This is a genomic window from Lysinibacillus piscis (assembly GCF_026012395.1).
Classification (GTDB): Bacteria; Bacillota; Bacilli; order Bacillales_A; family Planococcaceae; genus Lysinibacillus; species Lysinibacillus piscis.
In genome coordinates this window covers 946,505-968,680 of record NZ_BRZA01000001.1, presented here as the reverse complement: position 1 = coordinate 968,680, position 22,176 = coordinate 946,505, and the positions used below count along the sequence as shown (strand labels likewise).

The 22,176-nt window shown below is 30.5% G+C and carries 19 protein-coding genes; all 19 read left to right on the top strand.

The window, feature by feature from the left end; all coding sequences use genetic code 11:
- The first annotated feature begins 110 nt into the window (after window positions 1-110).
- The 19 genes from hag to OPF91_RS04685 all read left to right on the top strand — a co-directional run bounded on the left by hag (window position 111) and on the right by OPF91_RS04685 (window position 21,872).
- On the top strand, window positions 111-941 hold the full coding sequence (gene hag / locus OPF91_RS04775) for a flagellin Hag (protein WP_264987543.1): 831 nt from the start codon (window positions 111-113) through the stop codon (window positions 939-941).
- A gap of 91 nt (window positions 942-1,032) precedes the next feature.
- On the top strand, window positions 1,033-2,745 hold the full coding sequence (locus OPF91_RS04770; RefSeq protein ID WP_264987542.1) for a motility associated factor glycosyltransferase family protein: 1,713 nt from the start codon (window positions 1,033-1,035) through the stop codon (window positions 2,743-2,745).
- On the top strand, window positions 2,730-3,080 hold the full coding sequence (locus OPF91_RS04765) for a DUF8042 domain-containing protein (protein WP_264987541.1): 351 nt from the start codon (window positions 2,730-2,732) through the stop codon (window positions 3,078-3,080). Before OPF91_RS04770 ends, OPF91_RS04765 begins: the two co-directional genes overlap by 16 nt.
- On the top strand, window positions 3,077-4,288 hold the full coding sequence (locus OPF91_RS04760; RefSeq protein WP_264987540.1) for a motility associated factor glycosyltransferase family protein: 1,212 nt from the start codon (window positions 3,077-3,079) through the stop codon (window positions 4,286-4,288). Before OPF91_RS04765 ends, OPF91_RS04760 begins: the two co-directional genes overlap by 4 nt.
- Window positions 4,289-4,442: 154 nt before the next feature.
- Window positions 4,443-5,414, top strand: a complete 972-nt coding sequence (gene pseB, locus OPF91_RS04755; RefSeq protein ID WP_264987539.1) for a UDP-N-acetylglucosamine 4,6-dehydratase (inverting) — start codon at window positions 4,443-4,445, stop codon at window positions 5,412-5,414.
- The gene (gene galE / locus OPF91_RS04750; protein WP_264987538.1) at window positions 5,415-6,398 is read left to right on the top strand and encodes a UDP-glucose 4-epimerase GalE; all 984 of its coding nucleotides are present in this window, start codon (window positions 5,415-5,417) and stop codon (window positions 6,396-6,398) included. It begins immediately after the preceding gene.
- A complete protein-coding gene (locus OPF91_RS04745) occupies window positions 6,395-7,330 on the top strand; it encodes a UDP-glucuronic acid decarboxylase family protein (protein WP_264987537.1) in 936 nt (311 codons plus the stop codon). Before galE ends, OPF91_RS04745 begins: the two co-directional genes overlap by 4 nt.
- Window positions 7,331-8,209, top strand: a complete 879-nt coding sequence (gene galU / locus OPF91_RS04740; RefSeq protein ID WP_264987536.1) for a UTP--glucose-1-phosphate uridylyltransferase GalU — start codon at window positions 7,331-7,333, stop codon at window positions 8,207-8,209.
- Entirely contained in the window at window positions 8,206-9,420 is a 1,215-nt protein-coding gene (locus OPF91_RS04735) for a UDP-glucose dehydrogenase family protein (RefSeq protein ID WP_264987535.1), read from the top strand. Before galU ends, OPF91_RS04735 begins: the two co-directional genes overlap by 4 nt.
- Window positions 9,421-9,872: 452 nt before the next feature.
- Window positions 9,873-10,937 (top strand): FkbM family methyltransferase, encoded by a 1,065-nt coding sequence (locus tag OPF91_RS04730; protein WP_264987534.1) that lies wholly within the window; start codon window positions 9,873-9,875, stop codon window positions 10,935-10,937.
- A gap of 56 nt (window positions 10,938-10,993) precedes the next feature.
- Window positions 10,994-12,076 (top strand): DegT/DnrJ/EryC1/StrS family aminotransferase, encoded by a 1,083-nt coding sequence (locus OPF91_RS04725; protein WP_264987533.1) that lies wholly within the window; start codon window positions 10,994-10,996, stop codon window positions 12,074-12,076.
- Window positions 12,077-12,702: 626 nt separating this feature from the next.
- Entirely contained in the window at window positions 12,703-13,554 is an 852-nt protein-coding gene (locus tag OPF91_RS04720) for a formyltransferase family protein (RefSeq protein ID WP_264987532.1), read from the top strand.
- A gap of 80 nt (window positions 13,555-13,634) precedes the next feature.
- Window positions 13,635-14,336, top strand: coding sequence for a WbqC family protein (locus OPF91_RS04715; protein WP_264987531.1), 702 nt, complete (start codon window positions 13,635-13,637; stop codon window positions 14,334-14,336).
- 11 nt (window positions 14,337-14,347) lie between these two features.
- Window positions 14,348-15,301: a hypothetical protein gene (locus OPF91_RS04710; protein WP_264987530.1), complete on the top strand. Its 954-nt coding sequence runs from the start codon at window positions 14,348-14,350 to the stop codon at window positions 15,299-15,301.
- A gap of 105 nt (window positions 15,302-15,406) precedes the next feature.
- Window positions 15,407-16,528, top strand: coding sequence for a glycosyltransferase family 2 protein (locus OPF91_RS04705; RefSeq protein ID WP_264987879.1), 1,122 nt, complete (start codon window positions 15,407-15,409; stop codon window positions 16,526-16,528).
- A gap of 206 nt (window positions 16,529-16,734) precedes the next feature.
- Window positions 16,735-17,736, top strand: a complete 1,002-nt coding sequence (locus tag OPF91_RS04700) for a class I SAM-dependent methyltransferase (protein WP_264987529.1) — start codon at window positions 16,735-16,737, stop codon at window positions 17,734-17,736.
- A gap of 484 nt (window positions 17,737-18,220) precedes the next feature.
- A complete protein-coding gene (locus OPF91_RS04695; protein ID WP_264987528.1) occupies window positions 18,221-19,339 on the top strand; it encodes a glycosyltransferase family 8 protein in 1,119 nt (372 codons plus the stop codon).
- A gap of 321 nt (window positions 19,340-19,660) precedes the next feature.
- A complete protein-coding gene (locus OPF91_RS04690; RefSeq protein ID WP_264987527.1) occupies window positions 19,661-20,668 on the top strand; it encodes a glycosyltransferase family 2 protein in 1,008 nt (335 codons plus the stop codon).
- A 79-nt stretch (window positions 20,669-20,747) separates the two neighbouring features.
- On the top strand, window positions 20,748-21,872 hold the full coding sequence (locus OPF91_RS04685) for a class I SAM-dependent methyltransferase (protein WP_264987526.1): 1,125 nt from the start codon (window positions 20,748-20,750) through the stop codon (window positions 21,870-21,872).
- Window positions 21,873-22,176 lie beyond the last annotated feature (304 nt).

Here is a 22,176-nt window from a genome sequence, read left to right as displayed (position 1 = left end):
AACCTCTTACGATATATAAACTGTATGGTAGAAGTAGTACATACTATTGATGCCAAACTTTCCCACATGGATGTGGGTTATACAAAAACAATTCAAGGAGGAATTCTATCATGAGAATTCAACACAACATTTCAGCATTAAACACACACCGTAACCTAGGCTACAACAACACGCAAGCGAGCAAAAACATTGAGAAATTATCTTCTGGTTACAAAATTAACCGTGCGGGCGATGATGCTGCTGGTTTAGCAATCTCAGAAAAAATGCGTGGACAAATTCGTGGTCTTGATATGGCAACTAAAAATGCACAAGACTCAATTTCATTAATCCAAACGGCTGAGGGTGCATTAAACGAAACACATGCAATTTTACAACGTATGCGTGAATTAGCAGTACAATCTGCGAATGATACAAACGTAACTTCTGACCGTGGTGATTTACAAAAAGAAATTAATGCATTAGCGACAGAAATTACACGTATCTCAACAGATACAGAGTTCAACACGCAAAAATTATTAACGGGTTCATTCTCTGGTAAAGTATTCCACATCGGTGCGAATGCAGGTCAATCTATTACACTTTCAGTTGACAACATGAGTGCAACTTCATTATCTGTAAATGGTACAGCTGCAGGTACGGGTGTTAGCATTTCTTCTCAAGCAAATGCTAATACAGCAATCACAACAATCAATTCAGCGATTACGAAAGTTTCAGGTGAGCGTTCTAAACTAGGGGCTGTTCAAAATCGTTTAGAGCACACAATCAATAACTTAGGTGCTACTTCAGAAAACTTAACAGCTGCTGAATCTCGTATCCGTGATACAGATATGGCAAAAGAGATGATGAACTTCACGAAAAACAACATCTTAATGCAAGCTGCACAATCTATGTTAGCGCAAGCGAACCAACAGCCACAAGGCGTACTACAATTATTAGGTTAATTTTAAAAAGTAAACCTCTAGCTCTCGAGTTAGAGGTTTTTTTATGGCAAAATGAAGAAGTATGGACGATAAAAAGAGAGGTGGTTAGTGCATGACAGCGTATAAGATAGAAGTGCAGCAATCCAAAAATGGGTTAGCCATTTTGAAAATAAATGATTTTTTTATACATAGCAAATATGATCCACACACAGAGGCAGAAAGAATAATCAGCAAGGAGTTATCTTTAGACTATGTATACATTTTATTCGGTTATGGAATGGGGTATTTAAAGGAAGCACTGTTACAGCAACACGTTGCAAAAGAGAACATTATTATTATCGATCCAGTGTATGAATTTTTACCTGTGGAGGAGCAGGAATGTACAGTTATTTCAAAAATCATTAAAATGGAACTAGAGAATATGATTTCGGATAAGCTGCAAAATTTAAGCACGAAAATTAAAGTAATTTGCACGCCTAATTACGATAAAATTTTTCCGAAAGAGTATAATGATGTACTGAAATCCGTGCTAGATGTGCAAATTGTTCATAAAATTTCTGTCAATACGGCGAATCGCTATGCTGATGTGTGGCAGCAAAATTATATCCACAACACATACCATGCTTTTAAGGATAACACCATAAAAGTGTTAAATAAAAAATATCATCATCCCATCATCATCGCTTCAGGAGGACCTTCTTTAACAAAGCAGTTGCCATTATTAAAACAAATGCAAAATAAAGTTATTATTTTAGCAGCAGGCTCTACAGTTAATTCGTTATTAGCGACTGGTATTGAGCCTAATTATATTGTGACAGTAGATGCTGGGGTGGAGAATTATCACCATTTTCAAAATATACAGGTGAAAAACTCTAAATTACTTTATCATTTAGGGAGCCATTACAAAATTCAAGATGAATTTACCAATCAAAAATATAGCTTTTTAGAGTTAATCGACTTGGAATTTGCTAAACAATTAAAAAATTTACTAGGATTGGAGCCACCTTTAATGAGAGGAGGAGGCTCAGTAGCGAACTTTGCTTTTTCTATAGCAGCCTATATGACAACAGGCCCTATCGCTTTCATTGGTCAAGATTTAGCGTATACAAACAATTTAACACATGCCAATAATAATAAATATTCACAAGCAATTGATGATAATTATAAAAAGCAACGAGGGATGTTTGAAGTAGAGGGGTATTTTGGTGATAAAGTGTTGACAGACTATGCTTTTTATTCCATGAAAAAAAACTTTGAAATCACAAATAGTTTGTTAGTACATGAATCACCAATATTTAACTGTACAGAGGGTGGGCTCTGTATTGAAGGCATAAAGCAATGCTCCTTCGATGAATTTTATAAAAATTTTGTAAAGCCATTTGAAGATAGTGTGGCTGAGTCAACGGAGATAACAGAAGAAAAGAAAGGCGACTTAGAAGAATATAAAAAAGCACTTAATAATCAGTTACAAATGTACGATAAATTAATTAAAGAGATGGATTATGCCATTTTGCTGTTAACTAAAAATAGGTCAACGATTGCATTTGAGCCAAATGTAGTTAAAAATCTAAATAAATTGGATAAATTAGCAGAAAGGCTTATTCCACAATTGTTTATTCAAAGAATTGTTGAACCTATTACTTTAGATGTACTAAATAAGTACCCAGCGAAAAAGTATGAATCGCAAGAGGAAGCGTATATTCACATATTTGCAAAAAATAAGGATCTTTACACACGCTTATTAGTAGCCTTAAAACATGCTAAACAATATACCATCGAAACATTAAAGAAAGTTGAGGAATCGTCTGAATGGAAGCAATCATAACAGAAACAATTAAAAGCTATAATCAATATATGCAAAAAATGCCTGCGGGGAGTATGATTATTTCAAATTTACTAAGGGAAGATAGAGTGACTGAGGCACTTGAAAATATAAGAAATTTTACAGAAGGTGTTATTTGGTTAATTGAAGTAGATAATTTAGTTACGCAAAATGGGATGAGTAGTGAATTAAATATTGACAAAATCAATGAATACTTAAATGAAATTAATGATGGGTTAACAATACAAGATTACAGCTTAGTAGCAGACTTATTTGAATATGAAATTTCTCCTTTTTTTGAAAATGTTCAACAAATAAGTGTTCAAAAACAGTCATGAATTTCGAAAAAGAAAAGGCAAAAAATGGGCAATGGACATTAAAACTAAATGGACGCTATATTTATAGCAAGTATAATCCTCAGCGAGAAGCGACTAAAAATATTATTTCTGATTTTGATATACAGGCTTCGGGCTATATACTAATTGGACTTGGTTTAGGATATCATTTAGCTGCATTATGTGAATTGATAGATACAAATAAATCTGTTCAAGTGGTTGCTCTAAATGAAGAGGAAAGAATAGTATTTCATTCAATAGAACAGGATTTTCCATTTGCTCAATACAACATTAAAATCGGGAGTTTTCAAGATATAGAGTGGAATGGAAATTTACAAATTATTATTCCCCAAGTTTGGATGAATACAATAGATGAGGAGCATCCTTTATATTTCTCCTTAGCGGATATAAAGATGAAGCAAGTAACATACAAACAGAGTGCTGAACAAATGGTAGAAAACTTCTCTTTCAATAGTGCATTGAATCATTTTGATTTAGTTGAACAAAAGGCTCGAATCAGTCAACGGAAAAATGCTTGTTTAGTGGCAAGTGGACCATCTTTGAAGGATACTGTAGAATGGTTGAAAGAACAACAAAAAGAATTATACATATTATGTGTAGGTTCAGCATTAAACTTTCTATTAAACCATGGTGTAGTACCAAATGCAGTAATCATTTCAGATCCTAAAGATAATATTTATTATCAAGTTAACCATACCGCATATACAGGGCATTTATTTTATTTAAGTACAGCAAACTATAAAACCGTACAAGCATATGCTCATAGTAAGACGATTCTTTTACAGGAAGGATATTCTTTAGCAGAACGACAAGCAACTGATTTATCTTACCCTTTATTAGAAACAGGTGGTTCAGTAGCAACTACTGGTTTTAGTCTTTTAGAGTACTTCGGTTTTGCTACTATATTTTTGTTTGGACAAGATTTAGGCTTTGAGGCTGAAGAAACACATGTTGTTGGTTCTACATCAGGTAGAATAGTATCTGCTGATGAAAAGTTAATTGAAATTCCATCTAATAGAGGAACTTCAATTCATACTACTTTGAATTTATATAGCTATCTTAAATGGTTTGAAAGTAAGTGTGCTTCCACAAAAATACGAGTCTATAATACAGCTTATAATGGAGCTGTAATAAATAATGCGCAGCTAGTTCAATATGAAAAGTTTTTATCTTTACTAAAAGAATGTTGAAACGAATCGAATAGTACAAAAGATTAAAAAATCTACAGAGATGTAGGTTTTTTATTTATTTTTAAGGAATTTTGTCGATATATAGGGTAATCATTTTGGTGTATAATTTGAGATACTATATAAACTTTTTCGGATAGATAGGGGATATACATAAATGAACGTACTAAAAAATAAAACAGTATTAGTAACGGGCGGGACAGGATCATTTGGCAAGAAGTTCACCAAAAAAGCATTGGAGCTTGGTGTAAAAAAAATAATCATATTTAGCCGTGACGAGTTAAAGCAATACGAAATGAAGCAAGAATTTGATGATAAGCGCCTTCGTTTCTTTATAGGAGATGTCCGAGATCAGGAACGTTTACATAGAGCATTTGATGGTGTAGATATTGTTATTCATGCTGCTGCGATGAAGCATGTGGATGCATGTGAATACAATCCATTTGAAGCAGTGAAGACAAATATTCATGGTGCTCAAAATATTATTGAAGCAGCGATTGACTGTGGTGTCGAAAAGGTGATTGCATTATCAACAGATAAGGCGTGTGCACCAGTCAATTTATATGGAGCAACAAAATTAGCGTCTGATAAATTATTTGTTGGAGCAAATGCTTATGTAGGGGAAAAGAAAACACGTTTTGCAGTAGTACGTTACGGTAATGTTGTTGGCAGCCGTGGAAGTGTTGTACCATTCTTTAAGAAAATCAAAGAAACAGGTGTATTACCTGTTACAGATGAGCGTATGACTCGTTTCTGGATTACGTTAGAACAGGGTGTACAATTTGTATTAGATAATTTAGAGCGCATGCATGGTGGTGAAATATTTGTGCCAAAAATTCCAAGCATGAAGGTGACAGACCTTGCGAAAGCGATTGCACCCGAATGTGAAATTGAAATTGTGGGTATTCGTCCTGGTGAGAAATTGCATGAGGGAATGATTATGGAGGATGATGCACGACATACCGTTGAATTTGATACATATTATGTCATTCAGCCAGAGTTTCCATTTTGGTCGACAAAATATGCAAAAGGTGGAAAAGAGCTGAAAGATGGATTTTCTTATACAAGTGATGTGAATGAGGATTGGTTAACGGTTGAACAACTACGTGAGTTGGCGGAGGAAATATAAATGATAGCAGTAGTTGGAGGGGCAGGATACATCGGTTCACATACAGTCAAATATTTAGTAGAGCAAAGTGAACCAGTTGTTGTCTTCGATAATTTGAGCACGGGGCATCAACAATTTGTACCAAATGATGTGCCATTTGTTGAAGGAGATTTAGCTTCCTTTGAGGATTTACACAAACTTTTTACAAACTATCCAAATATTCATACAGTTATTCATTTTGCAGCATTTGCTTATGTAGGAGAATCAGTAGTAGAGCCTGCAAAATATTACCGAAATAATTTAGTAAATACAGTGAATTTACTAGATACAATGCTTGTATATAATGTGAAAAATATTGTGTTTTCATCAACGTGTGCGACATACGGCAATCCAATTGCGTTACCGATTACGGAGGAACATCCACAAAATCCAATTAATCCTTATGGACGTACTAAATTAATGATGGAGCAGTTAATGGATGATTATTCAACGGCGTATGGTATTAACTTTGCTGCACTACGTTATTTTAATGCGGCTGGCGCAGCAGAGGATTGTGAAATAGGTGAATGGCATGAGCCAGAACCACATCTAATCCCTTTAATTTTGGATGTAGCGTTGGGTAAATCAGAAAAAATTAATGTTTTTGGCTCAGATTTTGATACGCCAGATGGTACGTGTATCCGTGATTATATTCATGTCACAGATTTAGCAGATGCTCATTATAGAGCTGCTAAATATTTAATCGCTGAAAAACAAAACCTTCAATTAAATTTAGCTAATGGTGCGGGGTACTCAAACTTAGAAATCATACAGATGGCTGAAAAGGTAACAAGAATACCTATCACATACCAATTAACAGATCGTCGACTGGGGGATCCTGGGCAACTAATAGGTTGTGCAGATAAAGCGAAGAACATTATTCATTGGGAGCCGAATTATAATTTACAGCAAATTATTGAAACAGCTTGGGCTTGGCATCAGAAGAAATTTGGAGGCAAAGTATGAAAAAGCGTATTTTAGTAACAGGGGGAGCAGGATTTCTAGGCTCACATTTGATTGATCGCTTGTTAGTACAGGGACATAAAATTGTTTGTATGGATAATTTACAAACAGGGGCAATGGATAATATACAGCATATAGCTGATAAAATTACATTTATCCAGCATGATATTACAGAACCATTGCCAGCTCTAGGGCATGTTGATGAAATTTACAATTTAGCATGTCCAGCAAGTCCAATTCATTATCAAGCTAATCCTGTACATACATTCAAAACAAGCGTAATAGGTGCATTACATTTACTAGAGTTAGCGAAACAAAAGAAAGCTAAAATTTTCCAAGCCTCTACATCAGAGGTGTATGGTGATCCTTTAGTACATCCACAGCCAGAACACTATTGGGGACATGTCAATCCAATCGGTATCCGTAGCTGCTATGATGAAGGGAAACGTGGAGCAGAAACATTATTTTTTGATTATGCAAGAATGTACGATATTGAGATTAAAATTGTTCGTATTTTTAATACATATGGTCCACGTATGGATGCCAAGGATGGACGAGTAGTTAGTAATTTTATTGTACAGTCATTACAAAATAAATCATTAACTGTATATGGTGATGGACAACAAACTCGCTCATTTTGCTATGTAGATGATTTAATTGAAGGGTTTTTACGATTAATGGCTACACCTAAGCATATTACAGGACCTATGAATTTAGGGAATCCAAACGAATTTACAATGCTGGAGCTAGCTGAAAAAGTAGTGAAATGGACAGGAAACACAACATCTTTACAATATGAACCATTACCGCAGGATGATCCAAAACAACGCCAGCCAATAATTGAGGAGGCAAAGCAATTATTAAACTGGGAGCCGAAAATTATGTTGGATGAGGGTCTCCAAAAAACAATTGCATACTTTAAGGAGCGAGTATAGATGAAGAAGGTACGCAAGGCTGTAATACCTGCTGCTGGTTTAGGTACACGTTTTTTACCAGCAACAAAGGCACAACCTAAAGAAATGTTACCGATTGTTGATAAACCAACGATTCAATATATTGTCGAAGAAGCGGTAGCAGCAGGTATTGAGGATATCATTATTATTAGTGGGCGCAATAAACGTTCGATTGAAGACCACTTTGATAAAACATACGAGCTTGAGGAATTGTTGACGAAAAAGGGTAAATGGGATGATCTAGCTGATATTCAAACCATCTCAAATCTAGCAAATATCCACTATATTCGACAAAAAGAAGCAAGGGGACTTGGGGATGCTATCTACTGTGCACATCGCTTTATTGGCGATGAACCATTTGCTGTATTATTAGGGGACATTATTTTACAAGCTGAGCAACCAGCATTAGCTCAATTAATAGATGTGTATGAAAAGGAGCAAGCATCTGTTATCGGTGTACAGGCTGTTGATAAAAGTGTTGTACATCAGTATGGTGTCATCGATCCAAAGAGTGATATTGTAGTAGGAGAGACGATTGAGGTAAAGGGCTTTATTGAAAAACCAAAAGCTGAGGAAGCACCTTCAAACTTAGCGATTATGGGACGCTATATTTTAACACCAAATATTTTTCAAGCATTAAGAGTAACACAGCCAGGAGCTGGAGGAGAAATTCAATTGACAGATGCGGTCGAGTTGTTAAATCATTCAGAACGTATTGTTGCGCATAATGTCCAAGGTAAGCTTTATGATTGTGGGAGTAAGGTAGGCTTTGTACAAGCAACAATCGACTTTGCACTAGAGCGTGATGATTTGCGAGATGAAGTACTTGCTTATATTAGAGAAGTGGTGGAAAAGATATGATGAATGTAGCGGTTATTGGTACAGGTTATGTAGGTTTAGTAACAGGTGTAGTACTTTCTGAAATTGGTCATATAGTTACTTGTATTGATATTGATGAGCAAAAAGTCAAGACATTGAAGGAAGGCAAATCACCTATATACGAACCTGGATTAGCTGAATTAATGGTAAAAAATATAGAAGCAAATCGCTTATATTTTACAACGAATCATCGAGAGGCATGTGAGAAGGCTAGTATGGTGTTTATTGCAGTTGGTACACCGCAAAGTGATAACGGTGCAGCTGATTTAACATATATTCGACAAGCTGCAAAGGATATTGCCAAAAATATTATAAACGATACAGTTGTTGTTTTGAAAAGTACAGTACCTATTGGAACAAATGATTTAGTAGAGACTATCGTTAGAGAAAATTTAGTGGCTAACGTAAAAATAGATGTTGTATCGAATCCTGAATTTTTACGTGAAGGTCATGCAATTCATGATACATTTCATGGAGATCGAATTGTAATTGGTTCCGAATCACAAGAGTCTGGAGATATAGTTGAGCAATTATTTAGCTCTTTAAAACTACCAGTCGTACGAACGAATCGCCGTAGTGCTGAGATGATTAAATATGCAGCAAATGCGTTTTTAGCAACAAAAATTAGCTATATTAATGAAATTGCGAATCTTTGTGAAAAGATGGGAGCTAATGTACTTGATGTAGCAGATGGAATAGGATTAGATCATCGCATTGGACGAGCGTTCTTAAATCCAGGTATAGGATATGGTGGCTCTTGCTTCCCTAAAGATACAGAGGCTATTGCATATTTAGGAAGAGAATATGATGCACCTTTAACAATTGTGGAAAGTGCCATTAAAGCGAACTTCCGTCAGCGAGAATTGTTTTTGCATAAAATTTTGAATTACTTTAATGAAGATGTCAAAGGTAAAATTATTGGTATGTTAGGTTTAGCGTTTAAGCCGAATACGGATGATTTGCGTGAGGCACCATCTCTTTATTTGATTGAAGAGTTGGAGAAACGTGGGGCAGTTGTGAAGGCTTATGATCCTGTTGTCAAACATTTGACGCAATGTGTGGAGACAATTGAAGAAGTATTGATAGAAACGGATGCAGTGTTACTTGTGACAGAGTGGGAAGAATTTTTGAAATTAAAGGAAGTTCAAGGGTGTAAAAAAATATTTGATGGACGCTACTTATTAGTAAATTAAGAAAATGTCAACAAAGGTATAAAATAATCAAATTTTAATATAATTCTATGATTTACATAAATATCATTTTGTGTTGTGATATATAGGAATTTTAGTGAATTTATTACGAAAAATCTTCATTAAAATAGACGATAACGCCTTTTAAATTAGAGAGAACTTTGGTGGTAAAACTGCTTTTGGCAGATAACTTATGCATCTTTAAAGGTTTTAATATTGATTAGATAATGTATAAATGGAATTATTTAAGCATGTGATAGTTGAGCGAGGTTCTAAATCAACATCTAAGTAATTACTTCCTATAACATCACCTTAATTCTAATTTAACGTGATTTATCAGATGTATTTTTTATTTAATTAAAAATCTCAGTTTATAAAAGAATTTTTACATTAACAAAGCTTCCTTGAAAAATGGGGATGATTAACAAAAAAATGGTAAGAGGAGTAAATTTAATATGAAATTAGAAAATTTGCAGGTATTAAAAAAGCTAAGTATTAATAAGGGGAAATTGTATCTTTGGGGGGCAGGTAGTTTCGGCTTGAGAACCGCAGAATATTTGAGAAGTCAGGGGATTATGGTTGAAAAATTTATTGACAATGATGAAATGAAGTTAGGCAAGCTATTTTATGATATAGAAGTAGTGGATTTTAAACAAGTGTCCTCACTTAACCAAAATTCTTATTTAATTGTAGTATGTAGTAGCTATTTTAAAGAAATTGAAGAGCAATTGAAATATAAGGAAATTAAAAATTATGTAATTATTCATGAAGATTTATTGTATTTTATGGATTTTGAAAAGTTTTATATTGATAACGAAGGCCGATTTAATGAGATGTTTAAAAATCTAGATCAGGAATCTATTAATGTCTTTAAGGGAATTTTAGACTTTAGAAGGACAGGTGATGAGAGTTTTATCAAGCAATCGGTGTACCCTCAATATTTTCACCCTCAAGTATCACCAATAAAAGGTGATGTAATAATTGATGGTGGAGCTTTTCAAGGGGATACAATTCAACAGATTAATCAAGCTTTAAATAATGAATGTGAAATTCATTCATTCGAACCAACAACGCAAAATTTCTCTGAGTTGAAAAAAACAGTAGAAATTCAAAAATACGGAAATGTCTTTGCGAATAGAGAGGGATTGGGTGAAAAGAACGAACAACTCAAAATAAGCTTTAATGAAATGTATCCAGGTGGCAGTAAAATTTCAGAAGATGGAAAGGAAATTATCCAAATAACATCGATTGATACATATTTTACAAAGAATAATTTAAGCCAAGTTGATTTAATTAAGTTAGATGTTGAAGGTTTTGAGTTATCTTCTCTTAAAGGTGCAAAAAATACAATATATATAAATAAACCGAAATTACAAGTTTGTTTATACCATTCTTGGGAAGACTTAATAGATATTTATGAGTATTTAAGAGAGCAATTTGATGAATTAAATTATAGGTATTACGTAGGCCATCATTCAGATGTAACATGGGAAACGGTTCTTTATGCTGTTAGCGAATGATAAAATCTTTTTATCTAACTAAAAGAAATATAAAACTATTTTTAGGAGATGAAAAAATGATTACAGTTACAAAACCATTTCTACCACCAATAGAGGAATATGAAGAAAAAATAAAGCAAATTTGGGGAAATGTTTGGTTAACAAACGATGGCCCATATGTAAGAGAATTAGAGCAAAAATTAGTGGAAAAGCTAGGTGTGCCAGCATTACATTTTGTGGGTAATGGTACACTTGCTTTGCAACTTGCAATTAAAGCTCTTGACTTAAAAGGTGAGATAATCACAACGCCATTTTCATTTGTCGCTACAACTACAGCGATAATGTGGGAAAATTGTATACCTGTGTATGTGGATATATGTAAAGATTCTCTATGTATTGATGCAAATAAAATTGAAGAAGCAATTACAGAAAATACTGTAGCAATCTTAGCGACCCATGTATATGGTATTCCATGTGATGTAGAGCGAATAGAAGAAATTGCTAAGAAACATAATTTAAAAGTGATTTATGATGCAGCACATGCGTTCGGTGTGAAGTATAAGGGGAAATCTATTTTAAGTTATGGAGACATTTCAACTTTGAGTTTTCATGCAACTAAGTTATTTCATACTATTGAAGGTGGGGGAATCATTAACAATATAGGTCTGGAGGTAAATAAAAAGATTCAACTTTTAAGAAAGTTTGGGTTTGAAGGAGAGGATTATATACATCCAGGTATTAATGCAAGAAATACGGAGTTCCATGCAGCAATGGGGATTTGCAATTTAAAATATGTAGATAAGATTATTGAAAAAAGAAAAGAAATTTATAATCAATATAATTTATTATTAACATCAAAAATTAGGATGAATTTCAAACTAAGTGAAGTTGAGTACAATTATAGTTATTTTCCTGTGCTTTTTAAAAATGAAGATATATTAATTAAAGTTGTGAATGTACTAAAAAATAATAAAATCGAGGTGAGGCGCTATTTTTACCCATCTTTAAATAAGTTACCTTACCTTGATAAAAAAATAGATTGTCCCAATGCTGAAGATATATCTAAAAAAATTCTTTGCTTGCCTGTATATAATGAGCTTTCTGAACACGATATAAAACACATAGCTGAATTAATAAATTTTACAATAGAAAAAGAGTAAAATGAATTAATTTACTAGTAGATAGGGTAGGCTTTATTAGCTCAAATTTTATTATTTACGTGCTAAAAAGGTATTCAGCGTCTAAAATTATTAATTTGGGCTTACTTGCATTTAAAGATGATTTAAAGAGCTTCAAAGAAATCGTAAGTGATGATATTAATAGAATCTTTATTTAAAAATAGAGGTTTCAATAGGTTATCTATTTGCTACACAGTTACATGTAAATAATTTAATTAAGAAATTCTATTAAAGAAGTTTATATTACTGGATGTAGTTAAAAGCTATTGACTAGATTTCCCTAATAATATGAAAAATGAATTTGAAAGAGCTCGTCTGTATCATGTACCTACTGATGAAATTTTTTGACCATCAGGTAAAAAGAGGCTTTTCATAGAATAGAGCCTATAAGCTCCTAATAGTCTGTATTCTGTTAACAAAGAAGCATCTGATTGGTTTGTAAAATGCTGTTTTTATACTTATAAAATGAATGTAGTAACTACTGATGGTTCAAATAATTTTGTTTTCATTAACATAGTGAAAAAATAATTTCGATTATTATAACTAAAGTATTGAATTGTGATAATAATTTTGGTTATTTAAATAGTAATATTTCAAGAGGTGATATAATGAAATATGTATTTGTTGGTAATAGAGTTGAGGTATTCAAACAAATGCAGAAACTGAACTGTGAAATTATTGGGGTTTTCGCAGTTAAAGATTCATTTTTAGAGAAATATTTATTAGAAATTGGATATCAATTCAATGTAATACATAACAAGGAGAGTTTAATTGAAAAACTTAACAAATTGTCTTTCAACTGTTTAGTTTCCAATGGATGTCCATATGTCTTACCTGTAAGTAAAATGAGTAAAATGGGCCAACTCTTTATTAATATACACCCATCATTATTACCTGATTTAAAAGGAAAGCATCCGATTAATGGAGCCTTATTATATGAGAGAAAACATGGTGTAACTTGTCACTTGATGGATGATGGTATTGATACAGGAAAGATAATTACTAGAATAAAAATCCCTATTAATGAAAATATAGATTTAGATTTACTTTATAAAATCACATTTTTAACTGAGGCTGAGGTATTTAAAAAAGCATATAATCAAAATTTTATACCGAGTGATGAGAATTATAATATTGACTCTCCAATTTACTACTCAAGAAAAAATGAAGATTTAGTTTTGAATAAAAGCGATAGTCTTGAAGTGATGATTAGAAAGATTAGAGCATTTGGTATTCCTTCGTTAGGGGCTAAAATGTATAGAAAGGGACAAGAATATAAAATATTATCAGTAAAAGTAATTGAAAGCTCTAATTTAGAAAGTCTTTTTAATTCATCACAAGATGGTGAGCTTTTATTAAATAATGGACGATATATATTAGTGAAAAAACAAAATAAATTCATTTATCTAGAATTAGAAAAAGGAATTGATTTAAGAGAAAATGAAATGTTTTTTGAGTAATAGCATGCAATTATAGCGTCATAACAAGCATTATGGGAAAAAATTAAATGCTTGAAAAATATTGTGTGAGGTGGGCTACATTGAAAGTAGGAATTATGCAACCTTACTTCTTTCCATATATAGGGTATTGGCAATTGATAAATGCTGTAGACAAATATGTAATCTATGATGATGTGAACTATATAAAAGGGGGGTGGATAAATAGAAATAATATTTTAATTCAAGGTGATGCAAAATTTATTAATTTGCAAATTGAAAAAGCTAGCCCAAACAAACTAATCAATGAAACTCGAGTTTTATGTAATTTTAAATACAATGAAAAGCTCTTAAAAACTATTAAAGAATCATATAGCAAAGCACCTTTTTTTAAAGAGACTTTTTCGTTAGTAGGTAACATTGTAAATCAAAACGAAGATAATCTAGCAAAATATTTAACATTTTTAACTAAAGAAATTTGTGGATATTTGTCTATAAATACAGAAATACTCATTTCTTCTGATGTGAAAAAAAGAAACGACTTAAAAGGGCAAGATAATATAATAGAAATTTGTAAAAACCTTCATGCGAGTAAATATATTAATGCTGTCGGTGGGCAAAATTTATATTCATACACATATTTCGAAAATAATGGAATTGAACTTAGATTTTTAAAAACTAATAACATAAAATATGTGCAGTTTCAAAAAGAAGAGTTTGTACAAAATTTATCAATAATAGATATCATGATGTTTAATTCACCCAGTGAAATAAGAAATATGCTAAATGAATATATACTTATTTGAGAGGTAAAGGAATGGAAGAAATTGGCGGTTATTTTGGTTTTGAACAGTTAATTAATAACGAATATTACAAAGAGATGGTTAGATTAAATACTGCAAGGAATGCCCTTTTGCATATTCTTAAATCAAAAAAATATAATAAAATTTTTATACCATATTACCTTTGTAACTCTGTTAGTGATGTTTTAGTTAGAGATGGATACAATTTTGAATATTATTATATAGATTCAAATTTTACACCAATTTTTGATAGAAAATTGAATGACGGTGAACTTTTATATATAGTAAATTATTTTGGACAACTTACTAATGAAGATATATTTTTTTATAAACGAAAATTTCGCCAAATAGCAATAGATAATACCCATGCTTTTTTTCAACATCCAGTAGATGATGTAGATACAATATATTCATGTAGAAAATTTTTTGGAGTTCCAGATGGTGCATATCTTTTCACAAATATACAATTACAAGAAGAATTAGGTGTTGATGAGTCGAGAGGGCGCATGGAGCACCTTTTGGGTAGATATGAAGGAAAAGCGTACAATTATTACAATTTATTTAGCGAGACAGAGGAAACATTTAGCCAAGAACCATTAAAACGTATGTCTACACTTACACAAAATATTTTGGGAGCAATTGATTATAAGCATGTTCAGGAAATTAGGAATAAGAATTATAGTTTTCTAAATGAAAAATTGGGCAAGGAAAATAAATTAAAATTAACAATGCCAAACACGGCTTTTATGTATCCTTTTTATATTGAAAATGGAGATGAACTTAGAAAAAAATTAGTAAGCAGACATATATATATTCCTACATTGTGGCCAAATATTTTAGAAGCAATGTCAAAGAATAGTTTAGAGTATCAGTATGCTATAAATATTCTACCATTACCATGCGATCAAAGATATGCCATTGCAAATATGCAATCTATGCTAGAAGAGATAGAAAGGTGTAAAGGTTAAGAAAATTACAACACAAGATACCCAATGGTTTATTTCATTATTTAGAAAGTGTAGGGCATTAGAATTAATGATGTCATATTGGTTTTTGAGGAGATGTAAAAATTGATGAAAGATAGACCGCTTGTTAGTGTTTGTTGTATTACATATAATCATGAAAAATATATTAGAGAAAGTATTGAAGGATTTTTATCACAAAAAACTGATTTTGATTATGAGATAATTATTGGAGAGGATTGTAGTACAGATTATACCAGAGGGATATTGGACGAATATGCTGGTTTAAGTGAGAAGATACAAATCATTTCTTCAGAAAATAATGTAGGAATGAATGCTAATCTTATCAGAACAATAAAAGCTGCTTCGGGAAAATATATCGCTATTTGTGAAGGAGATGATTATTGGACAGATGTTGGAAAACTACAAAAACAAGCTGATTTTATGGAAATGAATTCAGAGTATTCTTTTTGTGGACATACAGTTAAAGTGCTTGATAATAGAACTGGTTTATTTTCAGAGGAGGATTGGAAATTTAATCATAACTATTCAGGTGAAATTAATATTAATCAAATAACAAAAGAGCCATTATGTCATATAGCAAGCTGTTTTTTTAGAAGTAATGTGTTTGAACAGGGTATTCCTGATTATATTCATCAAGCTCCGATAATGGATTATTTTTTACAATTGATAGCTAGTGAAAAAGGAAAAATATATTATTTAAATGAAGAGATGGCTGTATATAGAAGGTATGCAGAAAAATCATGGAGTGACAAGATAAATAAAAAAAAGCTTTTAGATATCTTAGAAAAGCATGTTCCTATTTTAGAGAAATTTAAAAATACAACTGATAAAAATAAAAAGCGTTTATCCGAAATAATTGAAGAATATATGGAAGAAATAAATTATATCAAAGAAGTAGACCCAGAGTTTAACTATCCAGAGTATTATCTAAATTTAGATGAGATTGACCAACTTAGAAAATATGAAGTAATTTATATTTTTGGAGCTGGAGGAAGAGGTGTATCCCTAAAAAAACATTTAGAGGAGAATAATATCAAAATTAAAGGTTTCATTGATAATAATAAATCGGATTTTTATGGAGAAAAAGTATTTAGCTTAGATATGATTGACAAAAAAAGTTTAATTGTGATTGCATCTGATTGGTATAAAGATATTATACAGCAATTGAAGGAAGAAAAATTTATTAATTTTTATGTTTTTTGGTTATAAAAGTGCTTTAGAGTTTCTTTTATAAATAAAGGAGTATGAAAGCTATTTATTAATGAATTAATTAGTTAAAAGTTTTCTAGTTTTTTCAAAAAGAGAAATAGCTATATATTTATAAAAGATGTTGAATAATACCATATGAATGTGATTTTTGTTAATCGCTTATTAAAAAATAAGTCATTTAAAAAAATACATAAAGGGAGAAAAAAATGGAAAAAATATTGTTGTTTGGTGCCTCAAAATTAGGTGAAATTGCATATGATTATATGAGTTTAAATAAAACAGTAGTAGGATTTATAGATAATGATGAAGAAAAATGGGGAAAGACATTAAAAAATATACCTATTTATCCTCCAAATATTATTCTTGAAAGTGATTATGAAGTAATTATTGCTAGTTCTTATGTTGAAGAGATTAGAAGACAATTAAATTCTATGGGATTTAATAATTATTCTATTTTCAATATAACTTGTGATAAAAATGGATTAGGGAACAGCGGATTTTCGCAAAATAATTTAAAGAGATTATCTTTAGGAAGAATAATTGGAGAGAATAATAAGTTAAGTATTGGGAACCTTTCTTTTTTGAATGGTAGCTCATTAATAACTGACTACTTGTTATTGAGAGCCCTAATGTACAAGTTTAACTTGAAAAATTATTTAGAGATAGGTACATGGACTGGTGAGAGCATTATGTCTGTTTCAGATATTGCAGAGAAATGTTACAGTATTTCATTACCTGATGATGATATGCTAATGATAGATATTTTTAAAACATACTGTGATAAAAATAACTTCAGTAGATTTTTCTCTAAAGATGAAGAAAAAATCATTAGCTATTATGATAATTCCTTAGAATTTGATTTTTCAGTTATAAAGGATAAAATCGACTTAGTATTCATTGATGGAGATCATTCTTATGAAGCCATTTATAAAGATTCAACAAATATATTTGAATTAGTAGGCTTTGAAGATACAATAATAGTTTGGCATGATTTTAAGAGTAATACTAATCAATTAATTGACACAACATATAACGCAATTTTGACGGCACTTCCAAAAGAGTTCCATGAAAATTTATTTGCAGTAGATACAGGTATATGTGGAGTATATTTACCAAAAAAATACAATATAAATAATATTTTTGATGATGATTCCAATGAATTATTTTCATATAAAATAGTCGTAGATGCAAAAAGAAATTATCTTTAAAGGATAATAAAATAAAGGAAAGTAAATTATTTTTAGTAAGGTATGAGATGGACATTTAGAATTTTCAATAAAAATTGTTCTTGATAGTATATTCAATTTCAGGCATAAATATTGTTTAAATATATACCAAAATAAATAAATTTCCAGCTCATACTTTTCCCGTTGGAGAGCCTATCTTTTGTTCCATAGATAGTGAGGATTTTTTGAAAAGAGTATTCATTAATATAAAATCTATTAGACCTAGACCATATTGCGCTTTTTCTTGAAGTAAGTGTGTTACTAAAATAGAGTTCCATAATCAGACTAGAGTTTATTTGATTAAATATACAAAATTCAATGTTGGGAAAATGTTAAATTTCTCATATTTTCGCATAAAGGGGATTTATTATACTACTTCTGAATATAATTAAAGTCAAAAATGTATATTAAATTCAATTGGAGATAATTTGAAGAAATATGATATTTAAGAGAGGTAGGAAAATAAATGCATGTAGCCTGTTCAACAAACAAACAATTTATTCAACATATGTGTGTAATGCTGCAATCTTTGATAACAAACACTAATGAAAATGTATTTGTTCATATATTACATACAGAATTAGATGAAAATGATCAATATTTTATTCAAAATCTATTTAAAAATCAAAAGAAAATCACAGTAAACTTTTATCATGTGGAAAAGAATTTGTTGGAAAATATCCCGATAATTGCGGATAGTTTAACTATAGAAACATTATTTAGATTACTTTTGCCGATGGAACTGCCTGTAGATATTGATAAAGTATTATATATAGATTCCGATATAGTCATAAAAGATGATATTTACGATATCTATAAAATTGATTTAAAAAATTATTATTTGGCAGCAGTAGTTGATGTTTATGAAAAAATACTAGAAACTATAAAATTTGATAATATATTAAATTATTTTAATGCTGGATTTATATTAATCAATTTAAAAAAATGGCGAGAGGAAAAATTTTTAGATAGATGTTTAAAATTCGCAAATCAATATCCTGAAAGAATACAATTAGCTGATCAAGATGTATTAAACGGAGTTTTAAATGGAGAGTGGATGAGACTTCCTTTAAAATGGAATCTTGTTAGGAATTTTGTAGATAATAAAGAAAATTATTATAAATATTTCTCACATGAAGAAATAGAAGATGCATTGAATAATCCATCTATTATTCATTATACTTCTGCTAAAAAACCTTGGAAATTATTAGATGACCATCCTTATAAAGAAGAATATTTCATTTATTTAGATGAATTAGATATAAATTATGATAGAAAAGCAGACTTTAAATATCTAACAAATAAACAGGTTGTTTTATTTGGCACTGGTCAAGCTTCGTTGCAATTATCTGAAATATGTCAAAACGAAGGTATAAATATCATGTTTTATGTTGATAATGATTCGAAGAAATGGAATGGAAGCTTTAATAATAAAGTCATTTTAAATCCTAATATTTTAAAAGAAAATAAAGAAAACTATTTTATTATTATTGCAAGTCAATATATTGATGAAATTGGAAAACAATTAAGTGATTATGGGTATAAGAGTTTGTGGGAAGGAAAGGCATTTCATAGTATTGAATAATCATTAACATGTTTTATAGGGAAAAACAAGGTTTATAATGTGAACATCTTTTGTTTGGAGAGGAAGGTGATGTCAGCTAGGAAATTGCATGTTGAAAATCCATTTATTTCAGTAATAATAGAATATAGTTGTAGTAGTGTTCTTGTAAAAAATTCACTAGGAGTGAATATCAAAAATTTTAAAGTATTTTTATGAAATAATAGATAATCAACATACCTCCCTCATATATGATATTGAAAAATAATAATTGTAGCTAGTAGATGCTTACTTGTATCTATTAGCTATCCTATGCCTTATGTTTTGAAAGGAAAGGTGAAAAATTTGAAATTAAGTGTTCTAACTACCATTTTTAATGGAGAGCCATTTATTAAAGACGTAATTGATTCTGTATTAAATCAAACTTTTAAAAATTTTGAGTGGATAATAGTTGATGATGGATCAACAGATGATACATGGAATCTATTAAAAGATATTGACGATGAAAGAGTGCAGATCCATAAATTGAATACAAATCATGGTGTGGGCTTTGCTAGTAATATTGCATTAAAAATGGCTAAAGGAGAGTATATTGCTAAGGTAGATGTGGATGATATATACGTTAGAGAACGATTTAAAATTCAAGTGGATTTTTTAGATAGTAATCCAGATATAGATGTTGTTGATAGTTTTATAGACTATTTTCCCCACGACGAAGAAGCAGAGAAATCTTCAAAATATAAGTACTGTCAAGAAATATATTCAAAATATATAAATAGAGAATTAACTTCTAAAGAAATACATGAAGAATTGTATTGGGGATGTATTATAATAAACAGTGTTATGATGGCTAGAAAAAATATTGTGTTAGAAGTAGGTTATTGTGATGAAATGTCTTTAGCAGAAGATTATTATTTATTTTACAAACTAAATGAAAGAAATGTGAAATTTTTTAAAATACCTATAACTTTGGCCAATGTAAGAATCAGAAAAACGTCTACAACAATGGTAAATAGTGATAAAAGTAAAGAGTTAACTGAAAGCATTAAAGAAAATTTTTTAATTCATTATATAAAAAAAGATACTAGATCGCTTTTGATTTGGGGTGCTGGAAGCTATGGAGAAAATATATTATTCTATTTGGAAAAGAAGTTAAATATTCAAGTCGAAGGGTTTATAGATTCAAATATAGATTTAGATAGGAAGAAAAAAGGGGACAAAACTATATTTTATTTTAAAAATATAGATTTAAAAAATTATAAAATAATCGTGGCTAGTACATATAAATGTGAAATTGTTGATTCATTAAGAAAGATGGAGTTAAAAGCTAATGAAGATTTTTATGTAATGTAAAAAAATCAATATAAGGATGATAAGAATGGTGAATTAATATTGATGACCTTTAATAGTTTTATCCTAGAAGGAGAAGAGAATGAAATTTGATAAAATGAAAGAATCTAATATATATATATATGGCATTGGCAGTGTATATGAAAAATATAAGTTTTTTTTAGATAGTTATAATGTGTGTGGATTAATATGTAATGATGAAAATTATTGGGGAAAGATGAAGGATAATAAATATGTATTTGATCCTCAATCAATAGAATTTTCTAATTGCTTTATTATTATAATGAGTTCTTTTATTGAAGAAATCTCCAAAGAATTAGAGCGAAATGGATTGGAATATGGCAATGATTTTTGCACATATATTGATTTAGATACTGGCTTTAATTTGCATAAAATATTGGAAACAGGGCATTTTTATTCACCAATTCCGAATACATCAGAAATATTTTCAGAAAACTATAAACCCTATGAACGAAATGACGACTACTTAGGGATTAATTTAAATCTTCAAACACAAAAAGACTTCGTTTATAGAGTTAATGCAACAAGACATGAATTTAATGAGTTTTTAGAGAAGAATCATGATCTGTTCTATTTGAATAACGGGTACTTTGGATATGTGGATAGCATTACTTATTTTACTTTTATTAATCATTTCAAGCCCCAAAAAATTATTGAGGTTGGTTCAGGCTTTACGTCAGCTTTAGCACTAGGAACAAGTATATTTTGTGATTTAGAAATTGATTTTACTTTTATTGAACCATACCCTGAAAGAATTAAAAAATTATTAGAAGGAAAAAAAGAAATGGGCTGTTTGCTTGAAGATATTGTACAAAATATTCCTATTTCTACTTTTAGTAATTTAAACGAAAATGATTTTTTATTTATTGATAGTTCACATGTATCTAAAATCAATAGTGATGTAAATTATTTATTTTTTGAAGTGTTACCGAATTTGAAAAAAGGAACGATTATCCATATTCATGATATTTTCACTCAATTTGAATATCCATTAGATTGGATCTATAATGGACGATTTTGGAATGAAAATTATATTTTAAGAGCGTTTTTACAATATAATAATCAGTTTGAAATATTGTGTTTTAATAACTTTGCATTTGATACATTCAAGGATATTCATTGCCTAGATGAGAATTTATTAATAGATGGTCATTTTGGTGGGAGCATTTGGTTGAGAAGAATATAAAAATGTGAAAAGTATTTTTCTTGATTCAAAAGAAAGCTCCTACTGTCATATGTAGTGAAAAAGTAGCCCTTTTGTTTTCTATAATTTTAGTGATGTATAATTCACAGTATAAATATATCAATATCGAAATGTACATCTTTGCTTGTTTAAGTATGGACACTTTTGTTCAAAATGTACCTCTCTATACATGTATGTAAATAATTACGATTTTACATTAAGATCTCTACTGACAGTCAAAAGCAAGAAATTATAAGGGGTGATTGGCTGAATGAGACTATTACGCTCGCCCCCCATGTAAAGTTGT

Coding starts and splice junctions, on each gene's coding strand:
- OPF91_RS04695 (WP_264987528.1), top strand. CDS start 18,221: ATGCATGTAGCCTGTTCAACAAACAAACAATTTATTCAACATATGTGT.
- OPF91_RS04730 (WP_264987534.1), top strand. CDS start 9,873: ATGAAATTAGAAAATTTGCAGGTATTAAAAAAGCTAAGTATTAATAAG.
- OPF91_RS04760 (WP_264987540.1), top strand. CDS start 3,077: ATGAATTTCGAAAAAGAAAAGGCAAAAAATGGGCAATGGACATTAAAA.
- OPF91_RS04685 (WP_264987526.1), top strand. CDS start 20,748: ATGAAATTTGATAAAATGAAAGAATCTAATATATATATATATGGCATT.
- pseB (WP_264987539.1), top strand. CDS start 4,443: ATGAACGTACTAAAAAATAAAACAGTATTAGTAACGGGCGGGACAGGA.
- OPF91_RS04735 (WP_264987535.1), top strand. CDS start 8,206: ATGATGAATGTAGCGGTTATTGGTACAGGTTATGTAGGTTTAGTAACA.
- galE (WP_264987538.1), top strand. CDS start 5,415: ATGATAGCAGTAGTTGGAGGGGCAGGATACATCGGTTCACATACAGTC.
- OPF91_RS04765 (WP_264987541.1), top strand. CDS start 2,730: ATGGAAGCAATCATAACAGAAACAATTAAAAGCTATAATCAATATATG.
- OPF91_RS04745 (WP_264987537.1), top strand. CDS start 6,395: ATGAAAAAGCGTATTTTAGTAACAGGGGGAGCAGGATTTCTAGGCTCA.
- OPF91_RS04700 (WP_264987529.1), top strand. CDS start 16,735: ATGGAAAAAATATTGTTGTTTGGTGCCTCAAAATTAGGTGAAATTGCA.
- OPF91_RS04770 (WP_264987542.1), top strand. CDS start 1,033: ATGACAGCGTATAAGATAGAAGTGCAGCAATCCAAAAATGGGTTAGCC.
- OPF91_RS04725 (WP_264987533.1), top strand. CDS start 10,994: ATGATTACAGTTACAAAACCATTTCTACCACCAATAGAGGAATATGAA.
- galU (WP_264987536.1), top strand. CDS start 7,331: ATGAAGAAGGTACGCAAGGCTGTAATACCTGCTGCTGGTTTAGGTACA.
- OPF91_RS04705 (WP_264987879.1), top strand. CDS start 15,407: ATGAAAGATAGACCGCTTGTTAGTGTTTGTTGTATTACATATAATCAT.
- OPF91_RS04720 (WP_264987532.1), top strand. CDS start 12,703: ATGAAATATGTATTTGTTGGTAATAGAGTTGAGGTATTCAAACAAATG.
- hag (WP_264987543.1), top strand. CDS start 111: ATGAGAATTCAACACAACATTTCAGCATTAAACACACACCGTAACCTA.
- OPF91_RS04710 (WP_264987530.1), top strand. CDS start 14,348: ATGGAAGAAATTGGCGGTTATTTTGGTTTTGAACAGTTAATTAATAAC.